This is a genomic window from Kitasatospora sp. NPDC059408 (assembly GCF_042751525.1).
In the GTDB taxonomy this organism is placed as follows: Bacteria; Actinomycetota; Actinomycetes; order Streptomycetales; family Streptomycetaceae; genus Kitasatospora.
Genome location: NZ_JBHYWI010000036.1, coordinates 1 through 12,388, shown reverse-complemented (window position 1 = coordinate 12,388; position 12,388 = coordinate 1). Strand labels below are relative to the sequence as shown.

Below are 12,388 nucleotides of genomic sequence, written 5' to 3'. Positions count from 1 at the left end.
GGCGGCGACCGGCCGCGCGCCGCGACAACCGTTCGGAAGGCACCCGCAAACAGCCGTTCGAGAACATCGGCGCCCGACAGGATCCGATCGTCCCGACGCCCATTACGCTGACGGCCATGAGCGCCATGGATGCCCGCCCCGCCACCGCATCCGGCCCGGCGGACCCCCCGGCCGACGCCGAACCGCGGCCGCGCCGCACCGGCTACCGGCGGCTGCCGGTCCAGCAGCGGCGCGAGCAGCTCATCGCGGTGGCCCTGGAGCTGTTCGCCACCCGGGCGCCCGAGGAGGTCGGCCTGGACGACGTCGCCGAGGCCGCCGGGGCCTCCCGGCCGCTCGTCTACCGCTACTTCGCGGGCGGCAAGCAGCAGCTCTACGAGGCCGCGCTGCGCACCGCCGCCGACGAGCTGACCAGCCGGTTCGCCGTCCCGCTCACCGGCACGCCGTCCGAGCAGCTGTCCGCCGTCCTGGACGGCTACTTCGCGTTCGTCGCCGAGCACGACGCCGGCTACTCGGCGCTGCTGCGCGGCGGTTCGGTGGTGGAGACGGCCCGTACCTCGGCGATCGTCGACGACGTCCGGCGGGCGGCGCTGCGGCGCACGCTGCGGCACCTGGGCGTCCGGGAGGCGGGCCCGCGGCTCACGCTGCTGGTGCGGTCGTGGATCGCGGTGGTCGAGGGGGCCTCGCTCAGCTGGCTGGACGAGGGGCGCGCGCTGCCGGTGGCCGAGCTGCGCGACTGGCTGGTCGACCAGTTCACGGCGATGGCGGCGGCGACGGCGCTGCACGATCCGCAGACGGCGCAGGTGCTGGCCGCGCTGCTCGCGCTGGAGGGGCCGGACGCGCCGCGGGCGGAGCGGCTGCGGGCGGTGCTGGCGGCCGGGCGGTAGGGGGCGCGGGCCGCGGTGGAACGGTGGAGCCGGGGTGGCCTCCCGACCCCCGTGCCTGGGGTCGGGCGGCGGGTGCTCAGGCCTTGCCGAGCACCTGGCGCTGGCGGCCGAGGCCGTCGATCTCGATCTCGACGACGTCGCCCGGGGCCAGGAACGCCGCGCCCGGGTGGCCCAGGGTGACGCCCGCCGGGGTACCGGTGACGATCACGTCGCCGGGCTCCAGGGCCATGAACTGGCTGACGTAGCGGACGAGTTCGAGCACCGGGAAGATCATGTGCGCGGTGCTGCCGTCCTGCCGGAGCTCGCCGTTGACCCAGAGCCGCAGCGGCAGCCGCTGGGGGTCGGCCACCTCGTCGGCGGTGACCAGCCACGGGCCCAGCGGGGTGAACGTCTGCGCCGACTTGCCCTTGGCCCACTGGCCGCCGCGCTCCAGCTGGAAGGCGCGCTCGGTGACGTCGTTGGCGATCGTGTAGCCCGCGATCACCCGCGCCGCCTCGGCGTGGCCGGCCAGGTAGCTCGCCGGGCGCCCGATCACGATGGCCAGCTCGGCCTCGTAGTCGGTCTTGTCGCCGCCGCGCGGCACCAGGACCTCGTCGTAGGGGCCGACCACGGTCGAGCTCGGCTTGAGGAAGATCACCGGCTCGTCCGGGATCGCGGCCCCGGCCTCGGCCGCGTGGTCGCGGTAGTTGAGCCCGATCCCGACCACCTTGCCCGGCCGCGCCACCGGGGCGCCGACGCGCTGCCCGGCGAGGTCGACCTCGGGCAGCAGGCCGGCCGCCACGTCCCGGGCGAGCGCGGCCGCGTCCAGTCCGGCCAGGAAGGACCCGTCGACGTCCCGGGTCCGGCCGGAGAGGTCGTAACCGGTGCCGTCCTGACCCAGCACGACCGGACGCTCGGCGCCCGGGGGTCCGACACGGAGGAGCTTCATCGATCCGTCACCACCATTTCGTCGCAGGTCACCGGGCCGGCCGCACACCGGTCCCGAGTCTGGCAACGAGGTATATCAACGGCGCCGCGGGCGATCCAGACCGTCCCGGTGAGCGAATTCCTATCAATTCCTACAGCCCGGGGAAGGCCCGAATCGGCGTCCCGCACGGTTGACACCCTTCACCCCCGTCGGTGCCTCAGCCGTTCCGCGGGCCGCCGGCGAGCAGGCCGTCGAGGGTCAGGGCCCGGGGCTCGCCCGGGCCCTCGGCGGGGAGCTCGCGCTCCCAGCGGTCGAGGTCGCGCAGCACGTCGGCCCGGGCCTCCGGGGCGGCGGCGAGGGCCGGGACGAGCTCGCGCAGCAGCGCGACGGCGGCGCCCCTGCTGCCGTCACGGGCGAGGAAGACCGCCAGGTCGTGGCAGGTGCGCAGGGTACGGAGGTCGGCCGGGCCGCAGATCCGGGCCAGGTCGCGGATGATCCCGGGCAGCATGGCGACGGCCTCCCCGGGCGCACCGCCCGCGCCGAGCCGCCAGGCCTGGTCGGCGCGCCGGCGCAGCTGTTCGGGGCTGGGGCCGGGGTCGCCGTGGCCGGGCGCGCCGGCGCGGACCTCGCGCAGCCGGCGGTGCACCTCGGCGGCGTCGGCGGGCCGGTCGGCGGGGTCCTTGGCGAGGAGCTGGGCGATGAGGTCGCCGAGCGCCGGGTCGGCGGTGCGGACCCTCGCCGGGACCTCCTCCAGGTGCTTGTACATGTATTCGGCGGCCGAGGACGCCTGGAACGGCCGCCGGCCGGTGCACAGCTGGTACAGCATGACGCCGAGCGCGTAGAGGTCGGCCCGGCTGTCCGCGCCGGCACCGGACCAGACCTCGGGGGCCAGGTAGGGCACGGTGCCGACGATGTTGCCGGTGGAGGTGAGCACGGCGCTCTGGGTGAGCAGGCGGGCGATGCCGAAGTCGAGCACCTTGGCCTTGCCGGTGTCCTCCGCGATCATGACGTTCTCGGGCTTGATGTCCCGGTGGACGATGCCCTCGCGGTGCGCGGCGTCCAGCGCCCGGCACACGTGGCGCGCCCAGCGCAGGGCGTCGGCCTGGTCGGGTACGCCGTCCTTGAGGACGTCGGCGAGCGAGCGGCCGCGGACGTACTCCATGACGAGGTAGTGGGTCTCGCCCGACCCCGACCCCGAGCCGCCCCCGGCCGGCACCCGGCCGTAGTCGTGCACCGTCACGATGTGCGGGCCGGCGAGCCCGCCGGCCGTCCGGGCCTCGCGGATGAACCGGCTGACGGCCTCCCGGTCGGTGGCGTGCTCCTCCAGCAGCACCTTCACCGCGACCTTGCGGCCCATCCGCGCGTCGGTGGCCAGCCAGACCGAGCCGAAGCCGCCCCGGCCGAGCAGCGACTCCAGCCGGTAGCGGCCGTCGAGCACGTCCCCCGCCTGCATGTCTCCCCCCAAGTCCATTTCCTCCGCCCGGCGTTCACCGCCGGGCGGACCACCATAGCGGCGGGGGAAGACGAACGGGTGAACGGATCAGGACGCGGTCTTCGGCAGCCCGGGCGGGTTGATCTCGGAGCTCTGCACGGCCTCGTTGGCGAGGCCCCAGCGCTTGAGCACCTGCGCGTAGGTGCCGTTCCTGATCGTCTCCTCGATCGCCGCGTTGAGCGCCTTGACCAGCCCGTTGTCCTTCCTGGTGGTCGCCGCGATCTTGCCGAGGACGTCGGCGCCGCCGCCCGAGTAGGTGCCGACGACCTCGGTCTCGCCGCTCTGCTTGGCGTGGAAGGACAGGCTGGGGTTGGGGCCGACGTAGGCGTCGATCCGGCCGGAGGAGAGCGCGAGGTAGAACTCGACGCCCTGGAAGTACTTGATGTCGATGGGCTTGAGGCCGTTGCGCACGTCCTCCTCGCTCCAGGCGATCAGCAGCTTCTCCTGGTTGGTGCCGGAGGAGACGCCGACCGTGCGGCCCGCGAGGTCCTTGGCACCCGTCACCTTCAGGCCGCTGCCCTTCTTGGCCTCGAAGCCGAGGATGTCGAGCCGGTAGGTGGCGAAGTCGTACTTCTCCTTGCGGGCCTCGGTGACGGTGATGTTGGACAGGCCGGCGTCGTACTTGCCGGCGTCCAGGCCGACGAAGATGTTCTCCCAGGACACCGGGTTGAACTCGACCTTGAGGCCGAGCACGTTGCCGATGAGCGAGGCGATGTCCGGCTCGACGCCGATGACGGTCTTGTCGTCGTCGGCGTAGAACTCCAGCGGCGGGGTGGTGCCGAGGTTGTCGGCGACGGTCAGCGTGCCGCGTCTGCGGATCTCCTCCGGGACGAGCGCCGCGATGGCGTCCACCTTGGGCGTGGTGACGCGCTTCTGGTCGGCCGTCAGGTTGACCGTCGTGCCGTCCGGCGCGGTGCTGCCCTTGGCCGGGGCGAGCTCCGCCTCGGCGCCCGCGGGGCCGCCGCACGCGGCCAGGCCGAGGAGGGAGACGGCGGCGACTGCGGCGACGAGGGCGCGGCGGGGCAGGGACATGGCGGAACTCCTGTACGGGGAAGGGGATTTCTAAAGGGTGCGGATTCAGAGGACCTTGGCGAGGAACGCCTTGGTGCGCTCCTGCCGGGGGCGGTCCAGGACCTCGGCCGGCGGGCCCTGCTCGACCACCACGCCGCCGTCCATGAAGACGACGGTGTCGGCGACCTCGCGGGCGAAGCCGATCTCGTGGGTGACGACGATCATCGTGGTGCCGCTGCGGGCGAGGTCCTTGATCACGTCGAGCACCTCGCCGACCAGCTCCGGGTCCAGCGCCGAGGTCGGCTCGTCGAACAGCAGCACCTTGGGCTCCAGGGCCAGTGCCCGGGCGATCGCCACCCGCTGCTGCTGCCCGCCGGAGAGCTGCCGCGGGTAGGCGTCCGCCTTGTCGGCCAGCCCGACCCGCTCCAGCAGCCGCAGCGCCGCCGCCCTGGCCTCGGCCTTCGGCCTGCGCAGCGCGCTGACCGGCGCCTCGACCAGGTTCTCCAGCACGGTGAGGTGCGGGAACAGGTTGAAGCCCTGGAACACGAAGCCGATGTGGGTGCGCTGGCGCAGCACCTCGCGCTCCCTGAGCTCGTGCAGCCGGTCGCCGGAGCGCCGGTAGCCGATCAGCTCGCCGTCGATGGCGACGAAGCCGCGGTCCAGCTTCTCCAGGTGGTTGATCGAGCGCAGCAGCGTGGACTTGCCGGAGCCGGAGGGGCCCAGCACGACGGTCACCGATCCGGCCGGGACGTCCAGGTCGACGCCGCGCAGGACGGCGAGCGGGCCGAAGCTCTTGTGCAGGCCGCGGACCTGCACCATGGGGGCGGCCTCGGTCTTCGTCAGGGTGGTCACGACTGTCCTTCCGGGCTGCGGACCGCGCCGGCGCCCCGGAGGAACGTCCGGGCGCGCTGGAGCGGGGTGGGCGGCGGGGTGCGCTCGGCGCCGCGGGCGAAGTGGCGCTCGACGTAGTACTGGCCGACGGACAGGACGGTGGTCAGCAGGACGTACCAGACGGTGGCGACCATGAGCAGCGGCACCACCCGGCCGGTCCGCCCGTAGACCACCTGGGCCTGGTAGAAGAGCTCGCCGATGGCCATCACGTAGACCACCGAGGTGCCCTTGAGCAGCGAGATCACCTCGTTGGCGGCGGACGGCAGGATGCCGCGCATCGCCTGCGGCAGGACGATCCGCCAGGCCTGGCGCAGGCGTGGGATGCCGAGCGCGGCGGCGGCCTCGCGCTGGCCGGCGTCGACGGCGATGATGCCGCCGCGGATGATCTCGGCGGCGAACGCGGCCTGGTGCAGCCCGAGGCCGAGCACGGCGGCCCCGAGCGCGCTGAGCACGTTCATCGTCTCGAAGCCGCCGAAGGTCGGGCCGAACGGGACGCCGAAGCCGAACCGCTTGTAGAGGTAGGAGAGGTTGAACCAGAACACCAGCTGGACGATCAGCGGGATCGAGCGGAACGCCCACACGTACGCCCACGCGACGGTCCGCAGGATGCGGCTGTGCGACAGCCGCATCGCGGCCACGACGGCGCCCAGCAGGAAGCCCAGGACGGTGCCGTAGGCGGTGAGTTCGAGGGTGCGGCCGACCGCGCGGACGATCACGTCGGCGGTGAAGTAGAGCCGGAAGGTGCCCCAGTCCCAGCCCGGGTTGGTGGCCAGGCCGTGGACGAACTGGGCGAGGACCACGACCGCGGCCAGCCCGGTGGCCAGCCGCCAGGGGTGCCGGGCCGGGACGGTCCGCAGCCCGGCCAGTTCGTCGAGGTCGACGCGCCCGGGCCCGCGCGCGGTGCCGGCGGGTCTGCGGACGGCGGTGGTGTCGGTGACGGTCATGCGGGGACTCCTCCAACGGGCCCGGGGGCTCTTCCGACGGACCCGGGGGTCATGGGTGTTCGGGCGGGCTGATCAGGGACTCCGGGATCGCCGAGTCGGTGACGCCCCACTTGCGCAGGATCCGCTCGTACGTCCCGTCCTTGATCAGCTGGTTGACGGCCGCCCGGAACGCCGGGGTCAGCCGGGAGCCCTTCTTGAACGCGAAGCCGACGTCCAGCCGGTGGAACTCGCCGAGGAAGCGCGTCCCCGAGGCCTCCTGCGCGGCCTGGTAGCGCAGGCCGTTGATGGTGGACATCACGATGTCGATCCGGCCCTGCTGGAGGCCGGTGAGCACGGCGCCGCTGTCGCTGAACGCCTTGACCTCGTACGGCTTCTTCCCGGCCTCGGCGCACACGTTCTTCTTCGCGTTCAGCGTGGTCTCGAAGGTGGTGCCGGCGCCGGTGCCGATGGTCAGCCCGCACAGCTGGACGAGATCGGTGACGGGCTTGGCGCCCGCGTCGTCCTTGCGCACCGCGAAGCCCTGGCCGTCGTCGATGTAGGTGACGAAGTCGATGGTCTTCAGCCGGGCCGCGGTGACGCCGAAGTTGCCGGTGCCGACGTCGTACTTGCCGCTGTCGAGGGCGGGCAGGATCGTCTCGAACGCGGCCTCCTCGCGCTGCACGGTGAGGCCGAGCACCTTGGCGGCGGCGTCGGTGATGTCGATGTCGATGCCGGCCGGCTTCTTCGTGGCCTGGTCGGCGTAGAAGGCGCTCGGCGGGTAACCGAAGGACGTACCGAACCTCACCGTGCCGGCGGCGCGGACCTCCTCGGGCAGCAGGGCGGCCGCCGCGTCCGACGTGGCGACCCCGGAGACGACGTCCTGGCCCGCCGCGGCGGCCAGTCGGCTCGCACCGGGCGCGCCCGGGATCTTCGGGTCCGCGCCGCACGCGGCCACCGCCAGGACCGACAGCAGGGCGGTCGTGGCCGCGAGCAGGCGGCGGACGGGAGTGGTTCTCACGGAAGGCCTTTCGTGCGGTCGTGCGCTAGTGGAAGAGGTGCTTCTCGAACGGCAGCGGGCCGATCGCCACGGGATCGGCGGTGACGTCGAACAGCGGTGTGTAGCCGGCCGCCAGGTAGAGGCCCCTGGCCTCGGGCTGGAGCGGACCGGTCGTGAGGAAGATCCGGCGGTACCCGGCGGCGAGCGCGGCCCGCTCCAGCTCGGCCAGCACCCGGCGGGCCAGGCCGCGGCGGCGGTGCGCCGAGGCCGTCCACATCCGCTTGAGCTCGGCGGTGTGCTCGTCGTAGCGCTTGTACGCGCCGCCGGCCACCGGCCCGCCGTCCTCCAGCAGGAGGAGCAGCAGGCCGTGCGGCTCGGCGAACGCGTCCGCCGGGTAGCGGGTCATCTCGACCTGCCCCGCGGGGCCGTAGCGGCTGGTGTACTCGTGCGTCAGCTCGCGCAGCAGCGGCTCGACCAGGGGATCGTCGACCGTGACGCGCCGGATCTCCAAGGCACGGGCCGCCACCGCATGGGCTGGTTCGCTCACGCCTGCACCGCGATCAGCTGGTGCCGGTCGCGCTCGGCCTGCTTCGCCCGCGCGGCCGCCTTCGCGGCGTCCCGCTTGGCGACCTCCTCGCGGACCAGCGGGATGACGTACCGGCCGAAGTCGATCGCGTCGTCCAGCAGGTCGTAGCCGCGCGCGGAGAGGATGTCCACGCCGAGGTCGTAGTAGTCGAGCAGGGCCTGGGCGACCGTCTCCGGCGTGCCGACCAGCGCGTTGGAGTTACCGGCCCCGCCGGTGGCCGCCGCGGTCGGGGTCCACAGCGCGCGGTCGTAGCGCTCGCCGGCCTCGGCGATCTCGACGAGGCGCTGGGAACCGGTGTTCTCCGGAGCATCGGCGCCGAGCGGCCGGCCGCGGCGCACCAGCTCCCCGCCGGCCCGGCGGGCCCTGATCGCGTCCACCGTCCGGTGCGCCTTCTCCCAGGCCAGCTCCTCGGTCGGCGCGACGATCGGCCGGAAAGCCACCTGGATCCGCGGCACGTCGGTGCGCCCGGCGGCGCGCGCCGCCTCCTTCACCCGCTCGATCTGCTCGGCGGTGCGGGCCAGCGGCTCGCCCCACAGGCAGTAGACGTCCGCCTCGGCGCCGCCGGCCGCGTAGGCGGCGTCCGAGGAGCCGCCGAAGGAGACGCCGGGGCGCGGCTGCTGGACGGGGAAGACGTCCGAGACGAAGTCGTTGAAGCGGTAGTGCTCGCCCTCGTGGTCGAAGGGCTCGCGGCTCGTCCAGGCCTTCTTGACGATGCCGATGTACTCGCGGGTGCGGTCGTAGCGGCGGTCCTTGGTGAGGAAGTCGCCCTCGCGCTGCTGCTCGTGGTCGTTGCCGCCGGTGATGAAGTGGACGGTGAGCCGGCCGCCGCTGATCTGGTCGAGCGTCGCGAAGGTCTTGGCGGCGAAGGTCGGGTAGGAGACGTTCGGCCGGTGGGCGAGCAGGATCTGCAGCCGGTCGAGCTTCGACGCGAGGAACGCGGCGGCCGCGGCCGGCTCGGGCGAACCGGCCCCGTACGCGAACAGGACGCGGTCCCAGCCGTGGTCCTCGTGGGCGCGGGCCAGCCGCAGGGTGTAGTCGCGGTCGAAGGCGGCGGTGGTGCGGGCGGTGGTCTCCGAACCGTCGCCGGTGGCGGCGATGCCGAGGAACTCGACGGGCATGGCGGAACCTTTCGAATGGGCGGATCCGGGCGTGCCGGAGGCGGCCGCGGCGGGGCGGCCGTGAGCACGGGTACGTGACGGGCGAGGGAACTGCCGGAGCGCAGTGGGTGAGGCCGGGGGGAGCGGCAGCGCACGGCTGTCGGGAAGGCCGTCAGGAAAGCCCTCGGTGAGGGAGGACGGCGGTCCGCTGCCGGGTCAGGCCGGACACGCCGCCGACCACACCCGACCGAAGTCGATGTGGTCGCGGGTGACCAGGAGCTGCTCGGCGTACATGGCCTCAAGTTGACCAGCGGCCCGAGCGGTACGTCAACCGCCCATCATTGCAGCGCTGTTGCAATCTCTCGACGTCCTCCCGCGACTCCTGGTCACCCTTGACAGCCCGCGCGCGCCGCGGCCTACGATCACGGCGGAGCGCAGAGCCGGCCGTGTTGAGGGACGCGGGCCGGCGTGACGGCCGTACGTGACGACACCCGTACCTCCCGCCTCCCGCCAGGAGCCTCCGCCATGGCCACTCCGCCGGACGTCCTCCCCTCCCCCGCACCGACCGCCCGCCCCGCACCGCCCCCGGACCCCGGCACCGCCGAGGCCCGGATCGTCGCCCGCCGGAGCCCCGGCCAGTGGATCGCCGCCGCGGTCGCCCTGCTGCTGTTCGTCATGGCGGTCGCGTCGGTCGTCCGCAACGACGCCTTCCAGTGGGGCGTCGTCGCCGAGTGGTTCACCGCGCGGTCCGTCCTCGACGGGCTCGGCCTGACCCTCTGGCTCACCGCCGTCACGCTCGGCCTCGGCTTCGTGCTCGGCACCCTGCTCGCCACCATGCGGCTGTCCGCCAACCCGGTGCTGCGCACGCTGAGCTGGGGCTACATCTGGCTCTTCCGCTCCACCCCGCCGCTGGTCCAGCTGCTGTTCTTCTTCAACATCGGCGCGCTCTACCCGACCCTCGGCCTCGGCATCCCGTTCGGCCCGGAGTTCGTCACCGTGAAGACGGTCAACCTGATCGGGCCCACCCTCACCGCCGTCATCGGCCTCACCCTGCTGGAGACCGCGTACGCGGCCGAGGTGATCCGCGGCGGCATCCTGTCCGTCGACCGCGGGCAGCTGGAGGCCGCGGCCGCGCTCGGTCTCGGCCGGTGGCGGGTGCTGCGCCGGATCGTCGTGCCGCAGGCGATGCGGGCGATCGTGCCCACCGCGGGGAACATGCTGATCGGCGCCCTCAAGGGCACCAGCATCGTCAGCGTGCTGGCCGTGTCCGACCTGCTGTACTCGGTCCAGCTGGTCTACCTGCAGTCGTACCAGGTCATCCCGATGCTGATGGTCGCCACCATCTGGTACCTGGTGATCACCACCGTCCTGTCCGTCGGCCAGTACTACGTCGAACGGCACTACGCCAGGGGAGCCACCCGGGACGGGCTGCCGCCCACCCCGCTCCAGCGCGCCCGGGCGGCCCTCCGGCGGGTGGTCGGGGCATGAGCGTTCTCGTCATCGTCGGAGCGGGCCCGCGCGGCACCGGGCTGCTGGAGCGGATCGCCGCCAACGCCCCCGAACTCCTGCCCGCCGACCGGCCGTTGCACGTCCACCTGGTCGACCCGCACCCGCCGGGCGCGGGCCGGATCTGGCGGCACGACCAGTCCCCGCTGCTGCGGATGAACTCGATGGCCGAGGACGTCACGATGTTCACCGACGAGCACTCCACCATCGAGGGCCCGGTCCGCCCCGGCCCCTCGCTCGCCGAATGGGCCCGCCGCCGACACGAGTTCGCGCCCTACCGGGAGGTCGCGGACCCGGCCGTGCGGGCCGAGCTGCGCACCCTCGCCCCCACCGACTTCCCCACCCGCCGGGCCCAGAGCGCCTACCTGGACTGGGTGTTCCGCCGCGCCGTCGCCGACCTGCCGCCGCACGTCACCGTGACCGTCCACCGGGACACCGTCCGGCGGATCGACGGCCCCGCCGACGGCCCGCAGACCGTCCACCTCGGCGACCGCACGCTCACCGCCGACCACGTCGCCCTCACCCTCGGCCACCTCGACTCCACCCCGCACCCCCGCCACGACGCCGACGCCGACTTCGCCGCCCGGCACGGCCGCTTCCACCTCCCGCCCGCCTACACCGCCGACGCCGACCTCACGGGCCTCGCCCCCGGCGAGCACACCGTGCTGCGCGGCCTCGGCCTGGCCGCGGTCGACCTGATCACGCTCCTGACCGAAGGCCGCGGCGGACACTACGAACCCACCCCGGACGGGCTGCGCTACCACCCCTCCGGCCGCGAACCGGTACTCCACCTCGGCTCCCGGCGCGGCGTGCCGTACCACTCCAAGACCGGCTACCGCCTCCAAGGCCCGCCCGCCCCGCTCCCCCGCTACTTCGGCGCGGCCGCCGTCGACGCCGTCCTCGCCACCGGCGGACCGCTCGAACTGCGCCGCGACGTCTGGCCGTTGATGGCCAAGGAGGTCGGCTTCGGCTACTACCACGAACTGTTCCACGCACACCCCGAACGCACCGCCCTGCCCTGGACCGGGTTCCTCGCCCGCTACGACCGGTACGGCTGGTACACCCCCGAACTCGCCGCCCTCGTCGCCGAAGCCGTCCCCGACCTCGCCGACCGGCTCGACTTCGAACGGCTCGACCGCCCGCTGGCCGGAACAGAACTGAGGTCCGCGGACGAACTCCAGGCCCACCTGCGCGCCTACATCACCGCCGACGCCGACCGCCGCGCCGACCCCGCCCACAGCGCCGACCTCGGCGCGTTCCTCGCCCTGCTCTCGCTGTTCGGCCAGCTCCCCCGGGTGATCGGCTCCGGGCTGCTGACCGCCCGGTCGATCGCGGAGGAGGTCGACGGGTGGTTCTTCGGCTACTTCAACCACCTCGCCTCCGGCCCGCCCGGCTTCCGGCTGCGCCAGCTGCTCGCGCTCTCCGAGGCCGGCGTGGTCCGGTTCCTCGGCGCGGGCATCCGGATCACCCGGAACGAGGCCGACGGCACCTGGCGAGCCTCCGGAACCACCGTCCCCGGCCACACCGTCACCGCGACGGCCCTCATCGAGGCCTACCTCCCGAAGCACACCATCGGCCGCACCGCGGACCCCGTCCTGCAAGACCTGCACCACACCCACCGGGTCGTCGAGGAGGTCCTGACCGACGAGGAGTACACCCACCACTCCGGCCTGATCGCGATCTCCCCACACGACAGCCGCCTCATCGACCCCGCCCTGAACGGCGCCCCACACCCGCGCCGCACCGCCATGGGCCCCCACACCACCCTCCGCGCCGCCTCGGCCTTCGCCCGCCCCCGCACCAACTCCCTGGGCTTCCGCCAGAACGACTCCACCGCCCGAACCCTGCTACAAACCATGGCTACCCACCCGACCCCGGCACTGGCCATCTGAAGCCCCCGTTCCGCAGCTACCCCACCCCCTTCACCCCCCCCACCGCGTCGCACCAACGCACCCCCTCAACCACCCCCACCCCTCATCCCCCCACAGCGAGAGGGAGCGCTGCGGGAGGGGGTGGCGGAGGGGGTGGCCGCGGAGAGGGGCGTGACGGGTGATTTTCAGACTGCCAACGGCGAGAACACCCCACCCACAGAGT

Annotated in this window: 11 protein-coding genes; 3 read left to right on the top strand and 8 right to left on the bottom strand. The window is 73.4% G+C overall.

Translation table 11 applies throughout. The annotated features are described in order from the left end of the window. Positions 1-125: 125 nt before the first annotated feature. A complete protein-coding gene (locus ACFXDE_RS23535; protein ID WP_380496798.1) occupies positions 126-884 on the top strand; it encodes a TetR/AcrR family transcriptional regulator in 759 nt (252 codons plus the stop codon). 76 nt (positions 885-960) lie between these two features. Here the strand turns inward: ACFXDE_RS23535 and ACFXDE_RS23530 are convergent, their stop codons facing one another. The 8 genes from ACFXDE_RS23530 to ACFXDE_RS23495 all read right to left on the bottom strand — a co-directional run bounded on the left by ACFXDE_RS23530 (position 961) and on the right by ACFXDE_RS23495 (position 8,809). Next, positions 961-1,812 carry a fumarylacetoacetate hydrolase family protein gene (locus tag ACFXDE_RS23530; protein ID WP_380496760.1) on the bottom strand — a complete coding sequence of 284 codons (852 nt, stop codon included), beginning with the start codon at positions 1,810-1,812 and terminating at the stop codon, positions 961-963. Between the two features lie 196 nt (positions 1,813-2,008). Continuing rightward, positions 2,009-3,256, bottom strand: coding sequence for a serine/threonine-protein kinase (locus ACFXDE_RS23525; RefSeq protein WP_380496759.1), 1,248 nt, complete (start codon positions 3,254-3,256; stop codon positions 2,009-2,011). Between the two features lie 75 nt (positions 3,257-3,331). Then, on the bottom strand, positions 3,332-4,315 hold the full coding sequence (locus ACFXDE_RS23520) for an ABC transporter substrate-binding protein (protein ID WP_380496757.1): 984 nt from the start codon (positions 4,313-4,315) through the stop codon (positions 3,332-3,334). 45 nt (positions 4,316-4,360) lie between these two features. Next, the gene (locus ACFXDE_RS23515; protein WP_380440183.1) at positions 4,361-5,113 is read right to left on the bottom strand and encodes an amino acid ABC transporter ATP-binding protein; all 753 of its coding nucleotides are present in this window, start codon (positions 5,111-5,113) and stop codon (positions 4,361-4,363) included. Between the two features lie 29 nt (positions 5,114-5,142). Then, on the bottom strand, positions 5,143-6,129 hold the full coding sequence (locus ACFXDE_RS23510) for an amino acid ABC transporter permease (protein ID WP_380496755.1): 987 nt from the start codon (positions 6,127-6,129) through the stop codon (positions 5,143-5,145). 49 nt (positions 6,130-6,178) lie between these two features. Beyond that, positions 6,179-7,126 (bottom strand): ABC transporter substrate-binding protein, encoded by a 948-nt coding sequence (locus ACFXDE_RS23505; RefSeq protein ID WP_380496754.1) that lies wholly within the window; start codon positions 7,124-7,126, stop codon positions 6,179-6,181. 25 nt (positions 7,127-7,151) lie between these two features. Continuing rightward, complete coding sequence (locus tag ACFXDE_RS23500) at positions 7,152-7,652, bottom strand: GNAT family N-acetyltransferase (protein ID WP_380440074.1); 501 nt, start codon at positions 7,650-7,652, stop codon at positions 7,152-7,154. Further along, positions 7,649-8,809 (bottom strand): LLM class flavin-dependent oxidoreductase, encoded by a 1,161-nt coding sequence (locus ACFXDE_RS23495; protein ID WP_380440072.1) that lies wholly within the window; start codon positions 8,807-8,809, stop codon positions 7,649-7,651. Before ACFXDE_RS23495 ends, ACFXDE_RS23500 begins: the two co-directional genes overlap by 4 nt. Positions 8,810-9,313: 504 nt before the next feature. Between ACFXDE_RS23495 and ACFXDE_RS23490 the strand changes: the two genes are divergently transcribed. Both ACFXDE_RS23490 and ACFXDE_RS23485 read left to right on the top strand, forming a co-directional pair. Beyond that, a complete protein-coding gene (locus ACFXDE_RS23490; protein WP_380440070.1) occupies positions 9,314-10,276 on the top strand; it encodes an amino acid ABC transporter permease in 963 nt (320 codons plus the stop codon). Continuing rightward, a complete protein-coding gene (locus ACFXDE_RS23485; protein WP_380496753.1) occupies positions 10,273-12,186 on the top strand; it encodes an FAD/NAD(P)-binding protein in 1,914 nt (637 codons plus the stop codon). The genes ACFXDE_RS23490 and ACFXDE_RS23485 overlap by 4 nt, the downstream gene beginning before the upstream one ends. Positions 12,187-12,388: the final 202 nt, after the last annotated feature.